At 48.2% G+C, this 25,755-nt stretch carries 21 protein-coding genes; 12 read left to right on the top strand and 9 right to left on the bottom strand.

The genetic code is table 11. The features are described 5' to 3' along the window. The first annotated feature begins 1 nt into the window (after position 1). Positions 2-2,281 carry a hypothetical protein gene (locus tag AB0L18_RS11700; RefSeq protein WP_367392772.1) on the top strand — a complete coding sequence of 760 codons (2,280 nt, stop codon included), beginning with the start codon at positions 2-4 and terminating at the stop codon, positions 2,279-2,281. A gap of 23 nt (positions 2,282-2,304) precedes the next feature. Here AB0L18_RS11700 and AB0L18_RS11705 read toward each other — a convergent pair whose 3' ends face one another. The 4 genes from AB0L18_RS11705 to fumC all read right to left on the bottom strand — a co-directional run bounded on the left by AB0L18_RS11705 (position 2,305) and on the right by fumC (position 8,236). Beyond that, on the bottom strand, positions 2,305-3,060 hold the full coding sequence (locus AB0L18_RS11705) for a hypothetical protein (RefSeq protein ID WP_367392773.1): 756 nt from the start codon (positions 3,058-3,060) through the stop codon (positions 2,305-2,307). Continuing rightward, complete coding sequence (locus AB0L18_RS11710; protein WP_367392774.1) at positions 3,060-4,349, bottom strand: LVIVD repeat-containing protein; 1,290 nt, start codon at positions 4,347-4,349, stop codon at positions 3,060-3,062. The genes AB0L18_RS11705 and AB0L18_RS11710 overlap by 1 nt, the downstream gene beginning before the upstream one ends. 170 nt (positions 4,350-4,519) lie before the next feature. After that, entirely contained in the window at positions 4,520-6,757 is a 2,238-nt protein-coding gene (locus AB0L18_RS11715; RefSeq protein WP_367392775.1) for an RND family transporter, read from the bottom strand. Positions 6,758-6,844: 87 nt separating this feature from the next. Further along, entirely contained in the window at positions 6,845-8,236 is a 1,392-nt protein-coding gene (gene fumC / locus AB0L18_RS11720; RefSeq protein WP_367392776.1) for a class II fumarate hydratase, read from the bottom strand. A 190-nt stretch (positions 8,237-8,426) separates the two neighbouring features. Here fumC and AB0L18_RS11725 point away from each other — a divergent pair, with 190 nt between their 5' ends. Then, positions 8,427-9,278, top strand: coding sequence for a DUF4349 domain-containing protein (locus AB0L18_RS11725; RefSeq protein ID WP_367392777.1), 852 nt, complete (start codon positions 8,427-8,429; stop codon positions 9,276-9,278). A 228-nt stretch (positions 9,279-9,506) separates the two neighbouring features. Here AB0L18_RS11725 and AB0L18_RS11730 read toward each other — a convergent pair whose 3' ends face one another. After that, on the bottom strand, positions 9,507-10,805 hold the full coding sequence (locus AB0L18_RS11730) for a DUF5103 domain-containing protein (RefSeq protein WP_367392778.1): 1,299 nt from the start codon (positions 10,803-10,805) through the stop codon (positions 9,507-9,509). Between the two features lie 35 nt (positions 10,806-10,840). Further along, the gene (locus tag AB0L18_RS11735) at positions 10,841-11,458 is read right to left on the bottom strand and encodes a DNA-3-methyladenine glycosylase (protein WP_367392779.1); all 618 of its coding nucleotides are present in this window, start codon (positions 11,456-11,458) and stop codon (positions 10,841-10,843) included. A 75-nt stretch (positions 11,459-11,533) separates the two neighbouring features. Here AB0L18_RS11735 and AB0L18_RS11740 point away from each other — a divergent pair, with 75 nt between their 5' ends. Beyond that, positions 11,534-12,136: a DUF2807 domain-containing protein gene (locus AB0L18_RS11740; protein WP_367392780.1), complete on the top strand. Its 603-nt coding sequence runs from the start codon at positions 11,534-11,536 to the stop codon at positions 12,134-12,136. Between the two features lie 64 nt (positions 12,137-12,200). On the opposite strand, the gene guaB is transcribed toward AB0L18_RS11740, so the two are convergent. Next, complete coding sequence (gene guaB, locus AB0L18_RS11745) at positions 12,201-13,679, bottom strand: IMP dehydrogenase (RefSeq protein WP_367392781.1); 1,479 nt, start codon at positions 13,677-13,679, stop codon at positions 12,201-12,203. Between the two features lie 108 nt (positions 13,680-13,787). Further along, positions 13,788-14,807 (bottom strand): hypothetical protein, encoded by a 1,020-nt coding sequence (locus AB0L18_RS11750; RefSeq protein WP_367392782.1) that lies wholly within the window; start codon positions 14,805-14,807, stop codon positions 13,788-13,790. Between the two features lie 610 nt (positions 14,808-15,417). Between AB0L18_RS11750 and AB0L18_RS11755 the strand changes: the two genes are divergently transcribed. From AB0L18_RS11755 to AB0L18_RS11775, 5 genes are all read left to right on the top strand, one after another. Further along, on the top strand, positions 15,418-16,527 hold the full coding sequence (locus AB0L18_RS11755; protein WP_367392783.1) for a sensor histidine kinase: 1,110 nt from the start codon (positions 15,418-15,420) through the stop codon (positions 16,525-16,527). A gap of 3 nt (positions 16,528-16,530) precedes the next feature. Next, positions 16,531-17,292: a LytR/AlgR family response regulator transcription factor gene (locus AB0L18_RS11760; protein ID WP_367392784.1), complete on the top strand. Its 762-nt coding sequence runs from the start codon at positions 16,531-16,533 to the stop codon at positions 17,290-17,292. Between the two features lie 98 nt (positions 17,293-17,390). After that, a complete protein-coding gene (locus AB0L18_RS11765) occupies positions 17,391-18,104 on the top strand; it encodes an outer membrane beta-barrel protein (protein ID WP_367392785.1) in 714 nt (237 codons plus the stop codon). Between the two features lie 110 nt (positions 18,105-18,214). Next, entirely contained in the window at positions 18,215-18,670 is a 456-nt protein-coding gene (locus tag AB0L18_RS11770) for a helix-turn-helix domain-containing protein (RefSeq protein ID WP_367392786.1), read from the top strand. Positions 18,671-18,943: 273 nt separating this feature from the next. After that, positions 18,944-19,222, top strand: a complete 279-nt coding sequence (locus tag AB0L18_RS11775) for a hypothetical protein (protein ID WP_367392787.1) — start codon at positions 18,944-18,946, stop codon at positions 19,220-19,222. A gap of 5 nt (positions 19,223-19,227) precedes the next feature. Here AB0L18_RS11775 and AB0L18_RS11780 read toward each other — a convergent pair whose 3' ends face one another. Then, a complete protein-coding gene (locus tag AB0L18_RS11780) occupies positions 19,228-22,461 on the bottom strand; it encodes a UvrD-helicase domain-containing protein (protein ID WP_367392788.1) in 3,234 nt (1,077 codons plus the stop codon). Positions 22,462-22,506: 45 nt separating this feature from the next. Here AB0L18_RS11780 and AB0L18_RS11785 point away from each other — a divergent pair, with 45 nt between their 5' ends. From AB0L18_RS11785 to AB0L18_RS11800, 4 genes are all read left to right on the top strand, one after another. Next, a complete protein-coding gene (locus AB0L18_RS11785; protein WP_367392789.1) occupies positions 22,507-22,956 on the top strand; it encodes a TPM domain-containing protein in 450 nt (149 codons plus the stop codon). A gap of 125 nt (positions 22,957-23,081) precedes the next feature. After that, positions 23,082-23,897 carry a YgcG family protein gene (locus AB0L18_RS11790; protein WP_367392790.1) on the top strand — a complete coding sequence of 272 codons (816 nt, stop codon included), beginning with the start codon at positions 23,082-23,084 and terminating at the stop codon, positions 23,895-23,897. 146 nt (positions 23,898-24,043) lie between these two features. Beyond that, complete coding sequence (locus AB0L18_RS11795) at positions 24,044-24,415, top strand: nuclear transport factor 2 family protein (RefSeq protein WP_367392791.1); 372 nt, start codon at positions 24,044-24,046, stop codon at positions 24,413-24,415. A gap of 33 nt (positions 24,416-24,448) precedes the next feature. Next, positions 24,449-25,747, top strand: a complete 1,299-nt coding sequence (locus AB0L18_RS11800; protein WP_367392792.1) for a M43 family zinc metalloprotease — start codon at positions 24,449-24,451, stop codon at positions 25,745-25,747. Positions 25,748-25,755 lie beyond the last annotated feature (8 nt).

Here is a 25,755-nt window from a genome sequence, read left to right on the forward strand (position 1 = left end):
TATGCGCAACAATTGCGTGTTTTACGTGCTTGCTTTTTTTGGTTTATTATGCAGCCCGCTGACCATTAGCAGCGACTGTGGAGCGGGCTATGTTCCGTTTTACGGGTATAGCTTCATCAATCCGGAGATTACTAAATTTGATAGTGAATTGGCGCCGTTTTTTCTGGATTTTACCCAAATCCATGAGGATTTTTTCAAATCACAACAAGAGGTTTACCAATTGGACAATGCCAAAGAATGGGAGGAACGGTATTGCGAAAACGCGGAAGTTGAAGACATCAGCTACATCGTATACAAAGCCTCACGGTTCCAGTTACAGGATTTGCTGCTCGCGATGGACAGTGAGCCGGGCAGCCCCTCTCGCCGATTGGGGGGTACTCTCGCGAATAACAGCTGGGCAAAGTACCTGGTAAAGCATAGTTGCCGGGAAACCGTCGACTACCTCATGTTTGCCAAAACCTGCGAACCTCACGTCGTAGCACCCGCCGATACCTGGAGGGATATCAATCGTGATACCTTAACCATGAGCGGCCTCATCGATGAAGCTCACGACCGCTTTCTCCGAACCGAATCCGATTACATCAAGCTGCGCTACGCTTTTCAAGCCATTCGCCTGGCTCATTACAGCAAAAATTACGAAAGAACCCTCAAGTTGGTAGATTACTACCTTCCGAAAATAGATTACGACCCCTCCATCGTAGAGTACTGGATATGGGGGCATAAAGCCGGTGCCCTCCAGGCACTTGGCAAACGACCAGAGGCTGCCTACCTCTACTCCAGGATTTTCGAAAAATGCCCCGGCAAAAGAGAAAGTGCCTATCGTAGCTTCCGCATTGATACCAACGAAGAATGGGAGCAGAGTCTGTTGTTGTGTAAAAACGATCACGAACGAGCTAACCTATACGTGCTCCGAGCCAATAGCAGCAACGCTTTGTTGATAGAAGAAATGCGCAATATCTATGCTTTTGACCCCCAACACCAGGCACTGGAAATGCTGCTGGTAAAGGAGTTGCAAAAATTGGAAAAAGACCTCTTGGGAGAGAGTATTAATCCCTTTCGGGCCAATAATGTCCGCCAACACGGCATCCCCCGGGTCTACGCTGGTGAGCGGGTTATTGAACTACAAAATCTGGTTCGTGGCTGGTTGAAAGAAGGTAAGCTAAGGCAGCCTCCCTTATGGAAACTCGCTCAAGGCTACCTGGAGGTGTTGGCTGGCAACTACTATTTTGCACAACGCACCCTGGCCGAAGCCGAGGACATGATCGAAGCCAAACCCCTAAAGGAACAGCTAGCGGTCTTTCGCCTTGTTTTAGAAATATTGTCGCTTGATGAAATCGGAGATGAAGAAGAACGACGCCTGGCAAATCTTGGTCGTGAATATAAATTTTACAAAGCCTATCCAGATTTCCCTCGCCTGATCAACGACAAACTTCGACTGCTCTACCGCGAACAGGGAGACGATGCGAAAGCTTATCTCATGGAGTATAGCATCACTCAACTCAAAGCCAACCCCGACCTGGATATTATAGATGAGCTCATCGCCTTGTGCCGCAAAGAAGAACGTACCCGCTTCGAGAAAGATTTGGTAGAGCTGAAAGATGGCAGTACCATCGAAAGCCAGTTGTTGAATATCAAGTCGGCCCACTTGCTGGGGCAGGGCTTCCTGGAAGCGGCCTTGAAAGCCATGCAGGAAATCCCATTGCCTGAGCAGGACAATTATGGCCAGTTCAATCCCTTTGTGCGCCGCTTCAAGGATTGCGTCAATTGTCTGCTGCCCGATTCTGTAACCACCTACAATCGTATTGAACTCATTGAACGCATGCTGGAAATGGAGTTTGATGCCCGCGCTGCGGAAACTGCCGACCAAGCAGCATCTATCTACTTTGATCTTGGTGAAGCGTTTTACAATATGTCCTATTTCGGGCAAGCTTGGAAAGCTACCGATCTGTTTCGCAGTAGCTCCAGTGCCAGCCGTGCTTATCGCAACAAAGGGCAAAGTGTCTTCTCCCAAATAGGCCTTCCTCTAGGCAATCATGAAAACTTCGACACCGACAGCGCGCGCCGATATTTCGACCTGGCCCGCCGTACGGCCAAAAGCAAGGAAATACAAGTCGCCGCTGCCTACATGGCCGCAAAATGCGAACGCAACGACTTCTACACCAAGCAGGAACGCAGAACCTACGACTATTTTGGCATCATCGAAACAGACTACAAAGACACCCAGTTTTACCAACGCATCATCAACGAATGCCGCGATTATCAGGCGTATTTGTTGAAATGATTGATGGTGTAAGGGTTAGGTAGCTAAAAAGTCAGCCCGATACGCATGATCACTCGCTTGTAAGTGATGCGCTCGACTTCTCTTATGAGCCACCAGTCGTCGGGGTATTGATAGTCGTAGGTAAAGCCTTGGAATTTGTAGCCAATTTCTGCCGATAGATTTTGTTTGCGTCTCGACGCCAGCCGGATACCTAAGCCAGGCTGCCACATCCACCTGGCGTGCGACTTGTCGAATTCTTCTCTGTTGAACATCCGTTCTACGGCGATGCCTTTACCGACTTGCAAGTGCAGGAAAGGAGTATTGGCCCAGCGCGTCAGGAATACCCTGGATTGGAGGTAGACTGGCAGAATGAATTCATCGTAATAATCAAAAGCTACGCCTGCACCTACCGTCAGCCATGGCCGGACATAATAACCTGCCTCCAAATCCAAAGACAAAGATTGTCGTTTGGTTTCGTCGTAGCTGAAGTAAGATTGTCCGCTGAGCAAACTCAGGCTTAAGCCGCCGTACCACCCGTGGGCAGGGATGCTGTGCCCATTGATGAGCATTCGCTTCCCCTTGTCATCTACCTCGATTTTTTCAATCAACCCAACGGGAATGCGGATGGTACTATCGCTTCCCATTAAGCTCAGGTGTACGAATGCCGTGTCTGGGGTGTCAATAATCGATCCTTCCAGCAGATTACCGCCGGGAAGGATGATCCGATCTATGAAAACCTGCTTCTGCCCCGCCAGGGCAAGCCCGAGCAGTAGACAAAAGCAGGTGTAGATACCACGCATTACTTGACGGGTATTAAGCTCAGTAATTCAAATCCAGTAGTAGGATTCAACTGAAATTGGTAGAAACCCTCTTCACCAATGACGACCGTAATGGGAGTGTTGCCAGGAAGACTAATCGCATCAACGGCGTGTACATTGGTATAGGTGTCCAGCAGGTGCTGATCGAGTATTTTGGGGTCGGAGATATCAAAAGCCTTCAAGCCGTGGGTGCCTTCGCAAAGGATAAGGTTGTTGTCGCGGATGGTCAATCCGTGGGGGTTGGCCATAGGGAAACTTTTTTCCAAGATAGGGTTGGTTAGATCAGTGATGTCCACCAGGTCCATTTGGTTGACAAAACCTTCACAAGTGCTTCCGTCACGGAGGGTTACGTAGGCGTAGTTGTCTTTTACAAAAACGGGGTCACAGGCGCGGGCATGGGCAAAGGCCGACAGTTGGGTAGGTGCGGCAGGGTTGCTGTTGTCAAAAATAAACATCCCGCTGTTGGAGCCGATAAACAGCTTGTCCTGATAAGGGAAAATCGTTTCAATGCCCCAGCCCAAGTTGATGGTGTTGACCCGTTGGGGGGCTTCGGCTTGCTGTAGGCTGATCACATCCAAATCCGTATCGCTCACAGAATAGAGGTAATCGCCAATGATGCTGAAACGCGCCAGGGAACCGCCGATCCCTACGCCTCCATTGCTGAAGTCGGAGCCAGTAGCAACACCACCTGCTTCGAAAGTGTTGAAGGTAGCATTGTCTACAAAAACACCACCCCAGTTGCGCAGGTTGCTATAGCTGGCACAATCCATTTTCTCCGTCACCTCATTAATATCGTAGCGTACCAATACCTGCCCCGTCGTTATATCTTCCCACAGCGGAGGGAAAACATCCGCAGTTCTACCAATCAGGTGAGCTTGCTCAATATTGCTGATATCGATGGCAAGCAAATCGATAAAATTGTTGACGTAAAGGATGTTGTTTTTTACCGCCATGTTATCCGCACCGGGAATATTGAGGAAGGCAATAGTACGCGGCGTGTGCGGATCGCGGTTGTCGATGATGTGAATACCTTCCCCTTTTTCAGCAATGAGGATATACTGGTTGTAGTAGTAAAACTGCCCCGGATGCTCGAGCGAGCGAGCAGCTTCCACCACAGGTTCATCTTGGCGTATGGCGTCCTTGGTCATATAGATGGGTGTACTCTGAAGGTAGGTGACCTCGCGTTCACAGTCATCCTTCACGCAAGCACTCAATCCTAAAAAGAGCAATAAAGAAAAGCTGTAGAGCAACAGGTTATTTGAAAACTTCATGGTTTCGTTTTTTGATTCAATATGCCTAGACCGCAGGTGTGAACATAAGGGTTGGGTAGGCTTTTGCAAAAGCCGAAGTAATTAAGTATTAGCGTTGGGTGGGTGTAATGGAAGGTCATTGTGCTGTCTCATTGAACCCTTACACCTTTACACCCTTACACTTTTCCCCCCTAATCCTTAATCAACCACCGAATCAATAAGGGCAGTAGCAACAAATCTGCCACCACGGCGCTCAGCAAGGTAAGACTGATGAGTAAACCAATGGTGACGCTCGGTGGATGTACACTGAAAAGCATAACCAGAAAACCGAAGAACAGGATGATACTGGTAAGGACGATCGCTTTGCCGGTTTCCTGAAAGGTAAGGTGAATGGCTTCTTCTACCGGTAATCCTTTGAGTCGGGCAAGTTTAAATTTGCTGAGGAAGTGGATAGAGTCATCAACGGCAATTCCGAAAATAACAGCAAAGACGATACTTACCCCTGCTTCCAGCTCGATGCCGAGGAAGCCAAGCAAGGCGCCTGCCAGTAAAAGGGGGAGCAGATTGGGGACGATAGAAATAAGGAGCATCCGTCCATTTTTGAAAAGCAAAGCCATCAGGGCACTCACCATTAAAACGGCCATTCCCAATCCTATCAAGAGGCTCCGACGAATGTACTCGGCATTTTTGTCAATGATCAAGCCGGTACCCGTGCGTTTGACGTTGATGACTTCTTGGTCGATGTTATTGAGTATCCACGCGTCGGTGCGCTGACCGAAAGCCTTGATGGTGTCAGCCCCAATGTCGAGGATACGACTGGTGATTCTGGCTTTGTCCTGGGTTTCGTTGACCAATACGTTCAGTTGTAAATTGGGCACCTGATCGGCTAGGCGGCGATAGCGTTGGTATTCTGCCTCGGTTTCGGGGAGTTTATAGGCATCCACCCGGTTGTTGGCATGCATCTGATTGAGGCTTTTGTAGATCGCCGTCACGGAACCAATGGCCTGGATGTAGGGGAACTGATGAAGATAGGTCTCAAGCTTGTCCATCTCCTTCAACACTGGGTAGTCCGTCGCCTTGTAATCTCCCTGGGTGAAAATGGCAAATTCCAGGGGCCGAAAGCCAGAAAGTTCCTTTTCGAAAAACTTAAAGTCGGCAGTAATGGGCGCGCCATTAGGCATGTTGTTGATGATGTTGTAATTGGTCGTAATCCGACTGATTCCCCAAGCACAAATGAGTACGAGTAAGCCACTCCCCACGGTGATAGCGCGGGAACGATGGAGCGTGAACTGGTAAATTTTTTCCAAGAACTTCTCCCAAAAGGCTTGTCCCCGCCCCAACTTGATGATCTGCTCGGTACGGAAAAAAGACAACACTGCGGTGGTAAAACAAAGGACGGTCAGGTAGGCAATGATCACCCCAATGGCGGCATTGATCCCAAAATCACGAATGGGGATAACCTTAGAGGTCAGCAAGGTTGCAAAACCAATGGCAGTCGTCAGCGAAGTCAATAGCGTAGCCATCCCGATTTCTCGAATCGTCGTTCGAATAGCATCCTCGCGGCTGGCTCCTTTCTTTAGTTCGTCAATGTATTTAGACATGATATGGATCACATCCGAAGTGCCCACGATAATCATCAAGACAGGGTAGAGAGCAGAAATAGCATTGAGCTCGCGCCCTGCGGCCCCCAGAAAACCAAGGAATAGCAAAAGCCCCAGGCCAATGGAGACCAGGGAGACAATAATACCCCACGGCCGGCGGAACAACAAAAACATGATCAGCCCCACCAGCAGGCCCGAGACGATGGCCGAGAAGGTAATCTCCCGCTTCTGCATATTCACCAGCTCCCGCTGAAAATAGGGGCGCCCCATGTAGTGAACTTCTGGGAAGTCCAAGGATGCCACCAAGGCACTGAGTGCTTGCATGTGTTCTTCGCTGTCTGCCAAGCTCATGCTACTGGCGGTCTTGAGATAGACCATCAGGGTCGTCGCATCGTCATTGATAAAGTTGTGGGCAAAGCGTTCATCGGCCAGTATTCGCTCGCGGTCGGCAGCGTAGCGCGTGGGATCTTTCAGGTGAATCACCGGGATACTGGTCACCGCAAAGGGTGTCTTCAGCGGATAGCTGAATTTGGTCAAAGACTGGCTCTCTTCTACGAAAGGTATCTCCCGCGCATCCAGCGTAAAACGGTGCACCTTGCTCAGGAAGGTACTATCAAATACGCCCTCTTTACGTACCAGGGCGACCAACATAAAGTTGTCGTCAGCTTCGAAATTGTCAATAAAATCGCGGAAGAAAGTAAGGTCTTCATCTCCTTCCGGAAAAAATTGCTCAAAATCGAAGCTGAACTTAAGTTGCGTCGTAAAATAACCACTGGCACCCGCCAGGATTACAAACAAAATGAGGATAGGAACGCGGAAGCGAATCATACGTGATTTTTAATTACTTACCGAACGAAGTAAACGTACAATGGTTTAGCCAAAGCACACGTAATTTTTCCTCATTAGACGATAACTTTACAAACTTCCAATCATATCCTCTGGTCGTACCCACTCATCGAATTCTTCGGCGGTGAGGTAGCCCAATTCCAGGGCAGCAGCTTTGAGGGTGGTGTCTTCGCTGTAGGCTTTTTTCGCAATTTTGGCCGCTTTGTCGTAGCCAATTTTGGTGTTTAAGGCCGTCACCAACATCAGGCTGTTATTGAGGTGCTCTTTGATGCGCTTTCGATTAGGCTCAATACCCACAGCACAGTTGTCATTGAAGCTGACTGCTGCATCACCGATCAAGCGAGCCGACATCAGGAAATTGAAAATCATCATGGGTTTGAAGACGTTCAACTCAAAGTGGCCAGTCATACCACCTACGTTGATGGCAACATCATTACCCACTACTTGGGCCATGGCCATGGTGAGTGCCTCCGATTGGGTAGGGTTTACCTTGCCAGGCATGATAGAAGAACCAGGCTCGTTGGAGGGAATAATGATTTCGCCAATACCAGAACGTGGGCCGGAAGAGATCATCCGAATGTCGTTGCCAATCTTCATGAGGGAGCAAGCTACGGTCTTCAATGCACCGTGAGCCTCCACGATAGCATCGTGCGCCGCGAGTGCCTCGAATTTATTCTCCGCCGTGACGAAAGGCAGCCCCGTCAGTTCGGCAATATTTTTAGCCACCAACTCTGAGTATCCGGGAGGGGTGTTCAAGCCTGTACCCACAGCGGTACCACCAAGCGCAAGTTCAGCCAGGTGAGCAAGGGTGTTTTTGATCGCACGGATGCCGTGATCAATCTGGCTGACGTAGCCGCTGAATTCCTGGCCCAGCGTCAACGGTGTCGCATCCATAAAGTGGGTACGACCAATTTTTACGACATCCTGAAGTTCTTCCGATTTGGCTTTGAGGGTATTGCGTAATTTTTCGAGGCCAGGGATGGTCGTTTCCACCAAAACAGTAAAGGCTGCAATGTGCATCGCCGTGGGGAACGTGTCATTAGACGATTGGCTCTTGTTGACATCGTCGTTGGGGTGAAGCACTTTGTTTTCGTCGGTAAGGCTGCCGCCCTGGAGCACGTGGCCGCGGTTGGCAATCACCTCGTTAGCGTTCATATTGCTTTGCGTACCCGACCCCGTCTGCCAAACTACTAAGGGGAACTGGTCATCTAGCTTTCCTTCGAGGATTTCGTCACAAACCTTGCCAATAAGTGCTGATTTTGCTGCATCCAGTACGCCTAGTTCGGTATTGGTTTTAGCAGCAGCCTTTTTGAGAATCGCAAAGGCGCGAATGATCTCAATAGGCATCAGTTGCCCGCCGATGCGGAAATTTTCGAGCGAGCGTTGGGTCTGTGCTGCCCAGTACTTATCAGCGGCTACTTCTACGGGGCCAATACTATCATGTTCAATACGAAATTGCATACGAGATGGAGGTTGGTTTGAGATACTTTAATAGAACGCGAAGGTAAGGATTTCGGTTTTTATTTTGAGGGTGATTTATGTTTTGGGTAGAAACACAGGCTCTAGCATTGACAGCTCATTAACAATGCTGCTTGTGCAAAATTGTTGCTAAATGCATCTATCCCCTCGGAATCAAAAAAACACCACCACTATGTATTTAAGAAACATCCTTTTTGTCGTGGCACTGAGCGCAGGCTTGTTTGCTTGTTCGCAAGTTGCCAATTCTGATGCCCAATCAGCTCCGCAAGAAACGGAGGAGTACGCCGCTAAGAGTTATGATGAAGATCAAATACCTCCCCCCTCTTCACAGACCCCCTCTCCACCGCCTGGTGAAATGCCCGAACGCGTACTGCTACGTACCGCCGAATGCCGCATGGAGGTTGCCGATATCAACCAGCGGGTAAAAACGATCGAACGATTGGTAGAGCAAAAAGCGGGCTACCTGGGAGATCTCAACTGGCAGCATTATCACCATCAGGAACAAGTGTCGATGAACCTGCGGGTGCCCGCCCAGGATTTTCAGTGGGTGCTGGACAGCATTATGAAAATGGCCGTAGAAGTCAATTACCAGCAAGTAAGCACCCAAGATGTGACCGAGGAATACGTGGATGTGCAAAGCCGTTTGAAGACCAAAAAAGCAGTTCGCGACCGGTATGAAGAAATTTTGCGTACGAAAGCCAAAACGGTAGAAGAAATTCTTTTGGCTGAAGAACAAATCCGCCGCTTGCAGGAAGAAATCGAGGCCCAGGAAGGGCGCTTGCGCTACCTGAGTCAGCGCTCCGCTATGAGTACGATCCAGTTGGAGTTGTACGAACCGCTGGAAGAACAGGCTTCTACCCCCTGGTGGCAACGTTTTGGCGGAGAAATAGGCGATAGCCTGGAGATGAGTGTAGCCATCATAAAGAACCTGTTTTTGGGCATATTGAGCATTTGGCCATTGTTGTTATTGGCCGGGATATTGATCTGGCGTCGCAAAGCCATCTGGAACCGATTCCGCTCGTAGAGACCTTGCACCGCAACGTCTAAACCTCCCCATAAAATCTACCCCGTGGACCCCATAGTTCCTCATCCCGATAGATTTGGCAGGATGATATCGGGGCACAAGGCGAGGCCCGGAGGGATACTGTCTGCTCATTCGCACCTCGCTGGCAGGCAGGTAAGGACAAGGGGTAGCAGTGGTACCGAAGGTAAGAACGGATGACCTGGCCACCGCGTCAGCTGGTGGTGGCCCCTAATTAGTTTGCTGCGAATTGGCTTGCATATAACCAACTACCTGATCATAGCGGGTACCAAAAGGGCGGTAATAAATCACGATCTGGTAATCATTTTCAGTATCGGCATGGCTTCCTTCGGTATCTATAATCGACGGCACCAAAGGCTGCTTGGGGTCGGCATTGGAAGGAGCGGTAGCAAGGTAGTAGTTGTAGTAACCCTGCTTGAGCGGAAAACGCCCCACGTAGCTGGAGGTAGCTGGGTTGTAGCGGAATTGGAATTCCGGCTTGAGCTGCCATTCGGTGATTGCTCCTAAAAGGTAAACATGATCTTCGTAGAACGGCTGATCTACTTTGAACGAAAGGAGGGTATAGACGTATTCGCTTTGCACATCAGCCAACGGCATATCTAGGTTCTCGATGAGGAAGCGGCCGTTGAAGTCGATGAAGGCCAGGTGAGGAGCCTTGGATCGATTGATGACAGGGAGAAGTTCGGCTTCCATCTGATTGTCGAGGTTGACATCCATGTATTCAATATCGCGGTGGGGAATCCGGAGGCTCCGTAAATCGATGAGCCGGAACTCACTGCCGCCGGGAAAAACAATCTCTCCTTGGAAATCAAAAATGGCTTTATCGGACTGGAGGAACTTGGGCTTGATACCCGTGATAGCATTGTCCCACCGTTGGTTTTGAAGTACGGAGGCACTCATCTCTGCCATCGCATTGCGGACACTGAGGCGCTGAAAATTGACGATAAAGTCGATTTCCTGGTGGGTGTGAATTTTACTCACCTCTACCGGGCGCACAAATTCGGCACTGACCCCCATTTGCCGATCTACCACGACAAACCTTCGGGTAATAACGGCACGTTTTTCCTCTTCGTCTTCAAAAACCACCAACAGGTAATTGCCTGACTTGGTGAGCGACATATTGCTATTCGGGAAAGTGAGTGAATAGTTGATGTAGTTCTGAAGGGTGCGGGAAGAAAAATTGTAGGTAGGGATATTCTCTTCTTCGAAGCCATTGATGTATTCCAGCGGTGCCAGACCGGAAGGCTGCCAGTCGCGATCACAGTGGATTACTTTATAGGTATAATTCCTGATGTCATTTTCCAGGTCATCGAAACTCAGCGAGAGGGTTTCGCCGCTATTGAGATCGAGGAGGGGAAAGAGGTGCGGGTAGCCGGTAGGCCCAAAGACAATGGTCTTTAGGTGAGGCACATAAGTCTGGTTGGTGTATTGAAATTTAGCCGTTTGAGCCGTTAAGGACGCACTGCTGAAGACAAGAAAAATGCTGGAGTAAAGGAAGTATCTGTACATGTGTAAAGTTTCTCAGCCCTGATAAGGGGCAAAAATTAAAGCTTCTTTTTGCGGGTTTTACTGACCCACCTGGAGTCACGTTGGTAAAAACGCCAAGGCCAATCTACGCATTCTTCCGCGTAATCGATTCCCACACGAGGGCCGGCAATGATTTCGGAATCTGCCAGGTCTGGTGCATCGGCTATTCGGATGAGTCCCGCTGGCGCTGTTAAAGAGATCGCGTCATACTGCTTCTCAATACCAAGGGCCTTTGACATAACGCCTGGCCCGGCGCTTAATTGTGGCTTAAGTTTTTCAAGTCCACGCCGCTGTAGCATGGTTTCGATGCCAGTGATTGGTTCTACTGCCCGGATCAATACGGCGTGGGCCGCTCCTTCGGGGCCGGTAACAACATTGAAAAGGTGGTGAATGCCATAACACAGGTAAATGTAAGCTACGCCGCCGGGGAGAAACATGGTGCTGGTACGTTTGGTGTTACGATTGAGATAAGCGTGGCAGGCTTTGTCTTCGGGGGCTTTGTAAGCTTCTGTTTCGACGATGCGCGCGCTGGTACGTAGACCGTTAAATTCTGTGATGATTACCTTGCCAAGGAGCTCCTTTGCAATTTGTACCGTATCTTCACGTCGATAAAAGCCGGCAGAAAGAATAGTCATGCTGTTTTGTTTTTGCAACTAATAATTTTGACTGCTGTCTTTTAACCCTATATTATGCAAAATTAATAATACCCAATGAATATGAAAATTTGGTTCTTAAACACACTCCTGCTAGTATCGTTTGGCTTGATGGCCCAAAGCAAGGTGAGCAATTTCACGGAAATCGAAATTGACGGCCCGTTAATTGTTGAGTTGGTCGCTGGAGAGCAGCCTGGTGTGACGGTCTTGAAAGGAGAAAACCAGGTGAGCTGGGAAGTGAATGGAGCGTCGTTGGTCGTCATGGCCCGTTATCGGAAAAACCAGGATACCCCAGAGATAAGGGTGACTGTGACCCAGCTGGAAGCGCTGGAAACAACGGGCTCTGTGATTATTAACGGAAATGGTGTTTTTGCGAGTCGCAATATGGACCTCACCGTCGGTTCACAATCCATTGTAGCCCTCGAAGTGGATGCTGAAGATCTGGATGTCAAGGTTGGAGGCCAAAGTGTGCTGACCCTCAGTGGTAATGCCGATGATTTTGATTTGTCGCTAGATAACCAGTCGATTGTTAATGCCGAAGACTTAAAGTCTGGCGTGATCAATGTTCAGGCCAACCACCAGTCGATTGCTAACGTCAATAGCAGCGGTGCAAAGTTGACTAAGTTGGTAAACAATCAAAGTGTGGTTGTAGAGAAGTAGCTTGGTACAAAAAAAAGAACCCCATAAAACGCAAGTTTTATGGGGTTCTTTTTTTCTGTACGAATTACCTTCTGGAATAGTTAGGTGATTCTTTGGTGATGGTAATATTATGCGGATGGCTTTCGAGCATACCTGCGTTGGAAATCCGTACAAAGCGTGCCTCTTTTAAGGCCTCAATGGTAGGTGCTCCGCAGTAGCCCATTCCGGCACGTAAACCACCAAGGTATTGGTTGACAACTTCCGCTAAGGTGCCTTTGTAAGGAACTCTTCCTTCAATTCCTTCGGGTACCAGTTTTTTGATGTCGTCTTCTACATCTTGGAAGTAACGGTCTTTAGAACCTTTTTTCATGGCGCCCAAAGAGCCCATTCCACGGTAAACTTTGAATTTGCGACCATCATAGAGGATGGTTTCTCCGGGGGCTTCTTCGACACCGGCAAACAGACTACCTGCCATGATGGTACTGGCACCTGCGGCAAGAGCTTTGACAATGTCGCCCGAATAACGGATGCCGCCATCACCCACAATAGGAATACCCCTACCTTCGAGGGCCAGTGCAGCTTGGCGGATCGCAGTAAGCTGAGGTACACCAACACCTGCTACAATTCGGGTAGTACAAATAGAGCCAGGGCCTACGCCTACTTTTACCCCATCGGCTCCCGCATCGGCCAAAGCCAAAGCTGCAGCTCCGGTAGCTACATTGCCACCGATGACCTGGAGGTCGGGGTAGGTGTTTTTGACGTGGCGCACGGCATCAAGCACGCCTTTAGAATGCCCATGAGCAGTGTCGAGACAGATTACATCAACATTCACTTTTACCAAGGCTTCCACGCGATCCATCATGTCGTGGGTAACCCCTACGGCTGCCCCAACGACCAAGCGACCAAGCGGGTCTTTACAAGCATTGGGGAAATCCTGCACCTTCATGATGTCTTTATAGGTGATGAGACCTACCAGACGATCATTTTCTACCACGGGTAGTTTTTCGATCTTGTGTTTTTGGAGAATTTCGCGTGCCTGATCCAGCGTTGTGCCCACGGGAGCAAGGATCAAGTTCTTCGAGGTCATGAGTGACTCTACGGAACTGTCCATGTTTTCTTCGAAACGCAGGTCGCGATTGGTAAGGATGCCCACAAGTCGCTGATTGTCGTCGATGATGGGTATTCCGCCAATTTTGAAGCGGCGCATCAGTGCTTGGGCGTCTCCCACGGTAGCCGTAGCCCTGAGGGTGACGGGGTCAACGATCATACCACTTTCACTACGCTTTACGCTACGTACCATTTCGGCTTGTTCCTCGATCGTCATGTTTTTATGGATAATACCTATCCCTCCCATGCGTGCAATCGCAATGGCGAGTTTGTTGTCGGTAACGGTATCCATGGCTGCTGATACGATCGGAGCATTTAGCCGTAAGGTACGAGTAAGCTGAGTAGAAATATCAACTTCGCGGGGTAGAATTTCGCTGTAAGCAGGGACGAGCAGAACGTCGTCGAAGGTGAGGCCATCACCTATGAATTTGTCGGACTGAGCTTGTATTATTTCCATGCGCAAAGATAGAACAACCCTTGGAATGCTACAAGCAGGAGACGTTTTTTTTGTTGGATTTAGAAATTTGTAGCACCGCGGCGTATCGCGGTGCTACAAACAATAGGGCTATACGCCAGCATAAAAGGTGCCATCTTGCAGACTGCTATAGAATTCGCCAAGGTACTTGGTGATCTGCCGTTTGCTAGATTTGCTCAAGTGAGGATAGTTGTCTACCAACTGCATCACGGCCCCTTCTTTGGCTAAAAATTGCTGGATAGTAGTATCAAGCGTATTGCTAGGTCCAAATTCCCACATCCACATCCTTTGCTTGACGTGACTCTGGTCAAGGTTGGGGTTTGGGCGAGCATATTCAGCATCTACCAGGCCGGAGAAGTCGAAATCGTAAGGAACAATTTTGAACTGTCCACCAGCTTGTTGCTGAACGTGTTTTACGTTACGAGGGATTTTTACACCATAGTCAGCATTGCCGATCATGTACTGGAACATAGCGACTTGCTCAAGGTTGCCCGGTACATAAGATTCCTGAGGTACATTAAAGCAATCGTCGCATTCTTTACCACCCAGGGCCTGGGCCATTTCATCGGTGTCTTCGATCAAGATGCCGAAACGCTCTACGGATTCCCCCGTCTTTTCATTGCGGTAAGTCACTTGTACCAGTTGGGTACGGTAACCTTCGCCGGTAATCAGGTGGTACAAATCGTAAGCGAGTTGCTCACGCAGTACATTATCACTGTTGTCGAAGTTGTCAGAACAATGGGTGACTAACTTGAACTTGTTGTGACGTTGTAGCCCAGCAGCTTCCAACATGTCTTTGGATAACTTCAATTGCAGGGGAGGAAAGTCACAAACCCGGCGACGATAGCGGCCACGAACTTTGATTTCTGCATCCCAGTTTTCGCCTTGGTGAGAAAAAGTAGCTGGGAAGTAGTCTTCTGAACGCTTCATGTCCGCAAGACCATCTACGTCAAAAGTTAATGTGAAACGGGTGATGTCGTTAGGGGTCGCCAAGCGGTCAAAAAAACTTTGTTGACTTTTGGCAGTAGCAGTGGTTTCGGGTGCGGCAGACATAAAAAGTCCACCTAACAGTACGCATAGTACTGCTGGATACAGCAATCGGGCTTTCATAATTTCAGTCGGGTTAAGAAGTGCTTTTTAACACCTCCAAGTAATAATCGGGTTCAAACAATAGACGAGGTCATTCCCTCATTGGTTGCAACAAAGATGCAGGGAAAAGCCCCTTACCCCCAATAATTTTACCCGAAGTGCTCAAAATATGCGACGAATAGCATCAAAAAAGGAGTGAATGGAAATGCCTTTCGATGAACGGCCCTTTTTGTCGGATGAAGCTCAGAGAACTTTATATATGGTCAACAATAGAAGACTAAGAGGGGCACAAAAAAAGCAAGCGACATGCAGGGGGGAGCTGCAGTCGCTTGCTTTTTGATTGAAATTGGCCAACCAAAAGGTAAGTGCCAATCATTTACTTAAAACAGTCTAGCATAAATTTGTCAGGTGATTTCCGGCTTTCGCCAAAACGTATTTTCAACAATACGCTTGAATACTTCATCAAACATAAAGCTTTTGTGGAAGTAGTGGGGCGGTGATGCTGTGAATGAGGAAGGGCTTGCAGTAAAAGAAGGGAGAGACGCAGCGATAAAATAGTTCACCATGGTTAAATGACGTAGTTTTGAGGTAAATTGTAAGCATCTGTTCATGATTAAGAACAATCATTATTTTGGGAAAAGCAAAAAAAGATCAACAGGCAGAGGCATGGTCGGGTAAACCCCTGCTCATTGGTATTGGTATCATGTATGCCTTTATTCAATTGACGACCCTTACCCGCGTTTATGCCCTTAACTACCTGGATAATTTAAATAGCCCCAGTAGCGAAATTATCCGTGATCGCCTGATCGCTACAATGGTAGGCTTGACGTTTATTTATGGCATCGTTACTTTATCCAGGTACTTTCTGAAATGGAATTGGCCAGGTTTCCGAATTATCGTTGCGCATATGCTATTGGTGGTGCCGATTACCTTTTGTTGGTATTTTGTTTTTGGTCGCGTTGCCCTCTGGTTCTGTCAGGTTTTTCAGGATTGTGAACAAAATGTAGATGACCTGGTGTACGGATACCTCCTCAATGCGAATACCCTGACGATGGTTTACTTATTGGCCGTCGCGGTAACTTATACCTATTTTTACGTACGCCGGGACAACGAGAATCAATTACAGCAGTCAAAAATGGAAACCAAGGTACTGCAAGCCAGGATGAAAATGTTGCGCTCTCAATTGCATCCGCATTTTTTATTCAACACCCTGAACAGTGTCAATAGCCTAATGGATATTGATGTGAAAAAGGCACAGGTCATGATTGTTGACCTTGCCGATTTGTTGCGTAAAGTATTGGACTGGAAAGACACCCAAAAAGTAACCTTGCGCGATGAATTGTCGCTATTACAGCGGTATGTAGATATCGAAAAGATGCGTTTCAGTGAAGACCTGAGTGTCAATTGGGAAATAGAAGAGAGCGTAAAAGAGGTGAAAGTACCTGGCTTGTTGTTGCAACCTTTGGTTGAAAATGCTATTCATCATGGCTTTTCATCAGACCATCTGGAACTAGCAATAACCATATCAGCTTCTCGCGAAAACGGGCACCTCATCTTAAAGGTAAGCGATGATGGCCAGGGTTTTGCAACGGAAGAAAAAGAAGGGATTTTTGAGCAAGGCACCGGTTTACAAAATACCCACGAACGATTACGTACCATGTACGGCCAGGATTTCCGCTTTGAGGTGTATAATACTTACCCTGGTGTAGTGAGTGAGGTGGCAATACCGATAAATAATTAAAGCATGACACGAACATTAATCATTGATGATGAAGCACTGGCACGCCAACGTGTACGTAAGCTCTTGGAAGCCCGTAGTGATATTGAAATTATGCAGGAATGTCGCAACGGTAAAGAGGCCATTGAGGCGATTACTAAACACGAGCCAGACCTGATTTTTCTGGATATTCAAATGAAAGACATGACGGGCTTTGATGTGCTACAGGCACTGCCCGAAAAAAGTTGGCCCTTGACGATTTTCGTTACTGCCTACGACAAATACGCTATCCAGGCCTTCGATATTTTTGCCTTTGATTATTTACTTAAGCCTTTTAAAAATGAGCGTTTCTACCTTTCTCTTGATAAAGCCATTCAGCAACTACAGCAAGAGGAGCAGGGACAACGCGTAGACCAATTGAAAGAGTTGGTCAGTTACCTGCAAAAAGAAAAAGAAAAACCCGAACCGTTGGCACTGAAGCAAGGTAGCAAAATCAGCTTGGTACAACTGGAAGACATTCGCTACGTTGAAGCTTCCGGCTATTATATAGAGGTGTACACCAGCGAGAGTAAGCGCCTGCTGCTGCGCGAGTCGATGACCAATATGCTGGAGCAATTGGGCAAACCCAATTTCATTCGTATCCACCGGTCTACGATTATCAACACCGATTTTCTTTCCGAAATTCAGCATACCGGCGCTGGCGATGTCGTCACCAAAATGAAGGATGGCAAGACTTTTCGGGTGAGTAAGTCGTACAAGGAGGCCTTGTTTAAGCGGTTGAAGTTATAGGAATGGTAAAAGGCGTTAAGGCGGGGTTAAGCAGGTTGCGAATTGAATATTTCTTAACGATGTTTGGGGGCATTAATTCAAATCTAAACTCCCTTTTTATGCTATACCGCCTACTGCCCCTCACGTGCATGTTTATGATGATTACGAGTTTTAGCCTTTTCGCTCAAAATGATTCCCGGCTTTCGACTCAATTACAATTAGGCTATGGAAGTTACGCCTCGTCTGGTGTTAAAGTAAAACAAATATTCAATATAGGAGGAAGCCAAGGAACCAGTATCGGAAGTCTACCGGCTGGCCCCGCTTCTTTGTATACGGCTCTAAAACTGGATTATCAGCTCAATAACCGCTGGTCATTAGCACCTTTTGCGAGCTACCAATATCACGACGGGAAGATGTTCAAAAATGATGTTACCCGTTTCGGTGCAACCAGTAGTAATCCTACTCCCCAAGAATTTTCTAGACCAGCTAATCACGAACTCAGGGTGTTTACGACGGGTGTTTATCTCCTTTATCATTTCCAAGAATTTAAGAAAATCAATAGTTATTTAGGCGCGGGCGTATCGTACGCATCTCATTCTCGCTACTATCGGGAACGCTTGGAAGTCGATTTTGCTGAAGACAAAACGCCTTTAAATATAGAGGAGACGTATACCAGGCTCAGTGGAGATGCAATAGGCATTCCGCTTACCGCTGGGCTTGACCGCCAACTTACGGATAATTTCTCCTTGGGTCTAGCCGTTAATGGGCAAGTTTTTCAGGATTTAAAAGATGTGCAGCTGAGTGCTGCGATAGCGATGACTTATCATTGGTAAGCACTTGTTGGGTGCGAGTAGTTCTTACTTATAAGGATAAAACAATTAGCGACTGAAACAATCGTTTCGTTTATTTCGTTTATATTGCGTGCTGTATATGCAAAAGTCCAATGAAAGAACTGACAAAAATGAAAATGCCCTCAAAAGGGGAGCGAAAAATAGCAATGGAGTCCTATAATGCTCTAGCTGCTGTTTTACAAGACATACAAATTGCAAATCCAGAAATAGAGATTGAAGAAATCCAAGATCGGATTGTCATTCCATTACCCGCACTAAAGCTTTTAGCAAAGGTTTTAAAAGCAATGGGTGAAGGGAAAGTTATTTCGGTAGTCCCGATTGCTACTGAAATGACAACACAGGCTGCGGCAGAACAATTAGGGTGCTCTCGCCCTCATTTGGTAAAACTCCTGGAGTCTGGTGAAATCCCGTTTACTAAAATTGGTCGACATCGCAGAGTAAAGTTGGAAGACCTTTTGAATTACAAGGCTACTATGAAAGCGAAGCAAGAACAGCTACTCATAGAGATGATGGATGCTGACGAAGAATCTGGACTTTATGATTCATAGCGTACAGTTTACTTGCGTTCTTGATACGAATGTTATTTATCCTCTGGAAATTAGAGACTTGTTGTTCTGGTTCGCCCATCAAGAACTATTTACTCCGAAATGGAGTAAACACATTTTTGATGAATGGATAGAGGTGATGAAAAGGAAGGGTGTTTCTGAATCTGAGATAGCCAAGAGGGTCGCCAGGGCCAATGGAGCTTTTCCTGATGCTATGGTTAAAAACTACGAATCTCTTATCAGTGGGTTGCGCTTCCTGATGAAAAGGATCGTCATGTGCTTGCTGCAGCCATCAAAACAAATGCAAATCAGATTGTCACCAATAATCTTAAAGACTTTCCGGATGAAGTGCTTGCCCCTTACGGTATTGCTGCAAAAAGTGCTGATGATTTCTTGGCTGATATTATAGATCTGAACAATGAACTAGCGGTGAGTGCTTTTAGGAAAATGGTCTTGAATAGGAAAAATCCTGCTATGGACGAGTACGCTGTGCTCGAACGATTGAGAAACAATGGGTTAAATGATACTGCTGACTATTTACACGCTTGTTTGTAATTTAGTTAGGTCTTTTTTATGACCACCTCCACCACCTCCCCCTTCCCCACAAAGTGTACCCAATACTGATCGACTTTCCCTTTGCCACTAGCCTCCCAAGCCAGCCCGGCAGCCAACAACTGGTGGCCTGTCTCCAAGGCTGGCCTTTGGTAATCTCCCCCCGTGAAGGGATTGTGCTGGATAAAGATCGTTTCAGTGGGCGTTTCGATGACCATATCCACGGTCGTCCGAAAGGTGCGCCCCTCCTGTAACCAGTGTATGGCCTGACTGGAAAATACCTTAAAGGAGGGCATAAACTGTTGCGCCAGCCAGGCCTCCCATGCAGCGGCTTGCTCTACCAGCTGATTCGTATCGAAGGTGTCAGGCAGGCCGAAGCGAAGACTGAGTTCACGGGCCAGCAGGCGACGTTGGTTGTCTTCTTTTATGTAAGGGCTGGCTTTGAGAAAATGCTCCTGTACTTTGACGAGCACCTCGGGCCTGACCTCCGCTTCTCCCATTAGCGAGAAGTAGGTAATGCTGTCTCCGCAAGTGGTACTCAGATGGAGCGGCGCAAGGATTTCTGTGGCTTCCAATTTGGCGGAAGGATGCGTTTGTTGACCCAAGACTGCGGGCATAAACCTAACCGCGTCATGTTTTGATTCCGCCACCGGAAACTGGCGAGGGTAACTTTGCGCACGGATGGTTTTATCGAGGTAGCGCCCCTGCCATTCCCAGGGCGTGTCTGAGGTGGTGGCATCCAGGGCGGGAATGGATTCGTCTCCTTTGCTCCACACTCGGTTGAGCCACTTGCTGGGCCGACCTTCCTGGGTGGGGTAGATGAGGTAGTCGCGCGCGCGGGTAAGCCCCACGTACATGAGGCGGGCTTCTTCGGCTAAGGCCTGCGCCGTCTTGTTTTTTTGTGCTTCGCTGGTACTCAATGCTTCCAACAGCGGGGTCCGAGCCGATTGATCGGCATAGGGATTCACCCAGTAGCGGAGCCAGCGACCTTTTAGGACCTGTGTCAAATCTACCGTTTCCTGCTCGGCTATCAGGTCTACGCCCCAGAGGTCAGCCCGGAGGTTTTGCTCGAGGTTGTGGCAGATGACGACTGGCCATTCCAGTCCTTTGCTGCGGTGGTAAGTGAGTACATTGACCGCTTGTGGGTCTTCTCCTGCGCCCTGTAAGTCTTGCTCATCAGCAGCAAGTTGGTTGAGCCAAAGTAAAAAGCCACTAAGGCTGGCTGCCGTGTGGGTATTGTTGCAGTTGTTTTCGTATTCCAGCGCCAGCTTGCGGAGCTGGTCAACATTGGCGAGACGCTGCTCACTGTTTCCCCAAACGACAATACAACGACGTAGGTCCAACTCTTCCAAAACCTGGTGGAGTGTTTCCGCACCGGAGGCTTCGGCCAATTCCGGACGAAGCTTGTCGAGTTGTTTGATAAACCTGTTCTCCTCGGCCCAGTTGGGGCGTTTGAAGTAGGGCGTATCCTGATGGGTTTTTAAATATTCAAGACGATCTTCTACGATCTCTTCCAATGGTAAGCGGGCAGCCAAGACTTGAATTTCCGCAGCGGAGAGCGAGTCATCTGCATTTAAGATGTACTTGAGGCAAGCCAGTACCAATCGGATTTCGGCAGTAGCCAGCAGGCCTGCCCGAGCAATGGCAGCTTTTAAACCCGCCCGATGTAAAGACTCGGCTACGGTAGCGCAATCACGGTTGCTGCGGCAAAGGATGGCCACATCTCCAGGTTGTGCAGGACGGAAATCTTTGTTGCCTTTGGGTTGGATAATGACTTTGCTGGCCAGCCATTCTTGCAAAGTGTGGGCGATACATTCTTCTAGCCAGGGTTTGCCCGGCGCACGAGTGCCTTCCTCGGGCGAAAAATGCCAGTGAATGATGGCGTCTTCCATTTCCGCTGGCTCGGCAGGGCTATTCGAATTTCCGGCAGGGATACGCACAGCTTCCAGTGCGACTTGCTCGGGGGGCGTTGGGGCGAAAGCCTGACAGAAAATGGAATTGACCATGTCTACCAAGTCGGCCCGTGAGCGCCAGGACTTGATCTGTATATTTTCTTGTTTGATTCCTCCTGCAGCGTCAATGATGGCGGCCATCAAGCGAGGTTCTGCTCCTCGGAACCCATAGATCGACTGCTTGGGATCGCCCACCCAAACAGAGTGCTTGGCCAGCTGGGATAGCTTCAGGAAAATCTCTAGCTGGATGGGGTTGGTATCCTGAAACTCGTCCACCATCAAGAGATCCAGCTCGGTGCGGAGTACTTCCCTTACTTGTTCGTTATCCAGCAGTCTACTAACCAAGACTTCCATGTCGGTGTAGTCAATCAGGCCGCGTCGTTTTTTGTATTCGTCGTATTCCTGAAGGGCCGATACGGCGGTGTTGAAAAGTCCTGCAATAAATTGGCGGATATCTTGCTGGAAAGCGGGCAATGCCTGGTGCGTCCAGGCAAAGGTTTGGAGAGGTTCCACGATCTCACGGCTTTTGGCACCTACCCCCAGTTTACCAATGGTGGCCCACTGGTGCCAATAGAGGTAGCCGCGCAGTTGTAATTCCCGGCGGAAACTGCGCAGACGGTCGGTCGCAGTACTGGTTGTTTTAGTGGAATCTTCGCTACTATCTAAAGCGTAGATGGTATCTTCTAGCGATGTAGCAAGTTGCTGATGTGCAGCTTCTTTAGTTGTTGTGCCAGCATCAGGGAGAAATTCAGCAAAAGAAGTCCAGGAAAGATCGCGACTTTTTTGCAAATCAGCGATCGAAAAGTCGTTGGCGCGTGCTACGTCTACCAACTGGCGGACCTCTTGACGCCAATCGAAAAAGCCTGTCCGTTTGGTGAGCCCCAAGCGATCAGACAGCTCGTCCATCTTTTCAATGAGTTCCAACTGTAGGGTAGCAGCGAGTGCTTGGTTGAACATTTGCTGCTGCTCGCCGTCGGGTAGAATATCGACCTGAGGAGAGACGCCGGCCTCAAAGGCAAAGCGCTTGAGCAATTTCACTCCCAAGCCATGCACGGTACCGATCAAAGCATTGGTAAGCTCGTCTGCTTCTTTGGTCAGGCCACTGCTGAGTAGCTTGACGCGTACCCGTTCCTGCAACTCAGAAGCTGCTTTTCGGGTAAAGGTGGTGGCAATGATACCACTGGGTTGCACTTGACCGCCTTGCAGCAAGGTGACCATTTCCTGGGTCAGGCGATATGTTTTTCCACTACCGGCACCTGCCGAGATGATTTTGAGCTGCTCGAGATTCATGCCTGTAAAAGTAGTATCTTTGGAATATAAATCGACTTCATAGCTATGATTAAATTCTTTAAGCCCGAGGAAGAAACCCTCATCATCGCGGCCATTCGCCGGGCAGAGATGCAGACTTCCGGAGAAATCCGGGTACACCTGGAGGAGAACCCCCGTAAGGAAGCGTTGGAAGAAGCCAAGCGTACTTTTTTTCGACTGGGGATGCATAAAACAAAAGACCGTAATGGCGTACTAATTTTACTTTCTCCTGAGAAAAAGCAATTTGCGATCATTGGTGATGAAGGCATTGATAAAGTTGTGGAAGGTGATTTCTGGGAAAGAGAGCGCGACCTTTTGGCCGATTACTTCAAAAAAGGCGCTTTTTGTGCAGGTATTGTGGCAGCTATCGACCTGATTGGAGAAAAATTAAAAGCCTATTTTCCTTACGAAAGTGAGGATGAAAACGAGCTGTCGGATGATATTTCTTATGGAGATGGTGAAGAGCATTTAGGTTAACACAACTATAAGTTCGTCGAAAACATTTGATAAGTAGGCTTTTTTGAGATAAGTTACTATCGTATATTTTATCGTCCATAGAACAGGATCAAATAAAAGTGAAAGAGATCAAACAGTTATTCCAAATGCGGTTTTTGCTACTTCTAGCGGGAGTGTTTTTACTAGGGACTTCCCTTGTCGGGCAAAAGCAAGTACCAGAACCTACCCAGTACCTGATCAATGATTACGCGGGTTTGCTTGATCGTTCGCAGGTGGTTGCGCTTGGTGATAAGTTGCGTAATTACGTAGGCGAAACGTCTACCCAGATCGTTATCGTTACCGAAGAATCCCTGGAAGGAGACGATCCGTTTCAGTACGCTCAACGACTGGCAACCAAGTGGGGTATAGGCGGTGCGGGCAACGACAACGGTATTCTTATCTATGTTTCAAAACAAGATCGGCAGGTACGAATTCAAACGGGGCAAGGTACCGAAGGTTTCCTTCCTGATATTACAGCCAAAAGAATTATTGAAAACATCATTGTTCCGGCCTTTCGTTCGGGCGATTACTACCAAGGACTAGATCGTGCCACCGATGCCATCATGGACCTGGGCCGCGGTGAATACGAAGGCGATGGTCTTAGCGGCAGTAATAATAAAGAGAGTGTCCCCGGCTGGATTGTCATTGTTTTTCTGATTATCTTGATTGTATTCATTTCCTGGCTCACCCATAATGACGACGATGACGACGATGGTGGCTACTATCGTGGTGGTCGCTATGATATGCCTGATCGCGGGTATCGTCGTGGACGGACGATTATATTTCCTGGCGGCGGTGGATGGTCACGCGGCGGTGGTGGCGGAAGTAGTGGCGGCGGCGGCTTTGGTGGCTTCGGCGGTGGCGGCTTCGGTGGATTTGGTGGTGGTAGCTTTGGCGGCGGTGGTGCTGGTGGGAGTTGGTAAGGGACGGGGGAAAAATAAATTTATTTTCTTTTGATTTCGCTTTTTGTGCTAAGACTAGGAATACTTGGACTAGACGTGCGCAAAAAGGTAAATCTTCAGAAAAAGAAAATAGATTTATTTCCGTCAAACTACTAAGATCAATTTAGATGATGAATAATAAAGAAAAAGCAATCGCCTTCTACCAAATGGCCTACGAGGGAAATCCTCGCCAAGCGGTAGCGCTTTACGTTGGTGCTGAATACATTCAACACAACCCCTTGGTGGGTAATGGCCCTGAATCCTTTATCGCTTATTTCGAAAAAATGCAGGCGGAGTACCCTGACAAATCGATATCATTTGTACGTGCTATTGCTGAAGGAAATCTTGTCGCCTTGCACACACACCAGGTCTGGCCAGGAAATGACGAGTACGTGACCATGGACTTCTTTCGATTCGATACCGAGGGTAAGATTGTCGAACATTGGGATGCTATTCAGCAAATTCCTGAGGAGAACCTGAATGGCAACACCATGTATTAGTTCAGTAAAAAATGTTTTCCTCAAAGTACGATCATGACATCATTTAAAATAAATTGGGTGCCTTATCTAGCAATCATGCTAGTCTTCGCCGTATCCACTTGTACCCCGCAAGTAGAATCACGTTTACTTTCGACAGAGGAAATGGGGATTCTTCCTCGCGCTTTTGATGCCATGCCTCAAGATCGACGTGATGACCCACGCGATGCCTGTTTTAATCAGGATAATTACATTATTGATACGACCCGTCTGGAGGACTACCCCATGCAATACATCCGGATCAATATCCACTGGATGAACAGCGAAGACGGGCTGCAAAATATTCCCGAAGAGCAAGCAAAAGCACACACTCAAAGAATAGTTGATGCTATGAATTACGCACTGGCCAATAACAAGAAAATGTTCTTGCCTATTGGGAACAGTACGCCGGTGCATCCCATTAATTTTCGCTACGTTCTGACCGGGAGGCCAGATGACCCGGAGGATGATGGGATTTATTACCACTATGACGACTCCTTGTACTATTACGTGCATTTCAGAAAGAAAGACTCCAACTTGTACGATCGAACGGTATTTGACAAATACGGGGTGCAATTGGATACGGTGCTCAATTTTTTCATGATGCCACACCACCCCGATAGTGTGGCCTCACCTACCTATCAGGCGGATAATGTGGGCGTAGCTTTGCGCAATGCACTGAAAGTAGCAGCTCCCTGGAAAGAAGATTTTGCTCGCGATCCCAAAAATACCCACTGGCGTTATCGCGGGGTAATCAATCACGAGGTAGGGCATATTCTCGGTATCAGCCATGCCTGGAGCCGTGGAGATGGGTGTGATGATACCCCAGTTCACGACAATCGTTGCTACAGCACAGGCTCAGGGCCGGGTTGTGATACCTTGGCTTCTAATAATGTGATGGATTACAATTCGCTGCAACTGGCCTGGACGCCTTGCCAAATCGCGAAAGTGAACCGCCGTTTCGCCAACCCTAAATATCTGCAAAGACAATTTCTGGAGCCTCGTTGGTGTACCCGCAACCCGGAAATGGATATGACCATTCGAGACGAAGTCGATTGGTCTGGTATGCATGATCTTCACGGAAACCTTACGATTGCTTCGGGAGCGAGATTGACCATCCGCTGCCGGGTATCTTTACCAGCAGGCGGGTTGGTGACCATTCAGCCCGGCGGCGAGCTCATCATTGATGGCGGCTATCTTCATCAAGATTGTGGGGATACCTGGCAAGGGATTCGTGTAGAAAAAAGTGGCGAACAAGAAGGCACATTGACCTTGGTCAATGGAGGAGAAATTCTGGATGTAGAAATTTCACGTTAAAAGACTGT

The sequence above is a fragment of the Lewinella sp. LCG006 genome, from assembly GCF_040784935.1.
In the GTDB taxonomy this organism is placed as follows: domain Bacteria; phylum Bacteroidota; class Bacteroidia; order Chitinophagales; family Saprospiraceae; genus Lewinella.

What these genes read in the sequence shown, in the direction of transcription:
- AB0L18_RS11730 (WP_367392778.1), bottom strand. Translation starts at nt 10,805, where the DNA reads ATGTACAGATACTTCCTTTACTCCAGCATTTTTCTTGTCTTCAGCAGT.
- AB0L18_RS11740 (WP_367392780.1), top strand. Translation starts at nt 11,534, where the DNA reads ATGAATATGAAAATTTGGTTCTTAAACACACTCCTGCTAGTATCGTTT.
- AB0L18_RS11725 (WP_367392777.1), top strand. Translation starts at nt 8,427, where the DNA reads ATGTATTTAAGAAACATCCTTTTTGTCGTGGCACTGAGCGCAGGCTTG.
- AB0L18_RS11735 (WP_367392779.1), bottom strand. Translation starts at nt 11,458, where the DNA reads ATGACTATTCTTTCTGCCGGCTTTTATCGACGTGAAGATACGGTACAA.
- AB0L18_RS11795 (WP_367392791.1), top strand. Translation starts at nt 24,044, where the DNA reads ATGATGAATAATAAAGAAAAAGCAATCGCCTTCTACCAAATGGCCTAC.
- AB0L18_RS11765 (WP_367392785.1), top strand. Translation starts at nt 17,391, where the DNA reads ATGCTATACCGCCTACTGCCCCTCACGTGCATGTTTATGATGATTACG.
- AB0L18_RS11780 (WP_367392788.1), bottom strand. Translation starts at nt 22,461, where the DNA reads ATGAATCTCGAGCAGCTCAAAATCATCTCGGCAGGTGCCGGTAGTGGA.
- AB0L18_RS11715 (WP_367392775.1), bottom strand. Translation starts at nt 6,757, where the DNA reads ATGATTCGCTTCCGCGTTCCTATCCTCATTTTGTTTGTAATCCTGGCG.
- guaB (WP_367392781.1), bottom strand. Translation starts at nt 13,679, where the DNA reads ATGGAAATAATACAAGCTCAGTCCGACAAATTCATAGGTGATGGCCTC.
- AB0L18_RS11750 (WP_367392782.1), bottom strand. Translation starts at nt 14,807, where the DNA reads ATGAAAGCCCGATTGCTGTATCCAGCAGTACTATGCGTACTGTTAGGT.
- AB0L18_RS11700 (WP_367392772.1), top strand. Translation starts at nt 2, where the DNA reads ATGCGCAACAATTGCGTGTTTTACGTGCTTGCTTTTTTTGGTTTATTA.
- AB0L18_RS11800 (WP_367392792.1), top strand. Translation starts at nt 24,449, where the DNA reads ATGACATCATTTAAAATAAATTGGGTGCCTTATCTAGCAATCATGCTA.
- fumC (WP_367392776.1), bottom strand. Translation starts at nt 8,236, where the DNA reads ATGCAATTTCGTATTGAACATGATAGTATTGGCCCCGTAGAAGTAGCC.
- AB0L18_RS11770 (WP_367392786.1), top strand. Translation starts at nt 18,215, where the DNA reads ATGAAAGAACTGACAAAAATGAAAATGCCCTCAAAAGGGGAGCGAAAA.
- AB0L18_RS11790 (WP_367392790.1), top strand. Translation starts at nt 23,082, where the DNA reads ATGCGGTTTTTGCTACTTCTAGCGGGAGTGTTTTTACTAGGGACTTCC.
- AB0L18_RS11760 (WP_367392784.1), top strand. Translation starts at nt 16,531, where the DNA reads ATGACACGAACATTAATCATTGATGATGAAGCACTGGCACGCCAACGT.
- AB0L18_RS11710 (WP_367392774.1), bottom strand. Translation starts at nt 4,349, where the DNA reads ATGAAGTTTTCAAATAACCTGTTGCTCTACAGCTTTTCTTTATTGCTC.
- AB0L18_RS11785 (WP_367392789.1), top strand. Translation starts at nt 22,507, where the DNA reads ATGATTAAATTCTTTAAGCCCGAGGAAGAAACCCTCATCATCGCGGCC.
- AB0L18_RS11705 (WP_367392773.1), bottom strand. Translation starts at nt 3,060, where the DNA reads ATGCGTGGTATCTACACCTGCTTTTGTCTACTGCTCGGGCTTGCCCTG.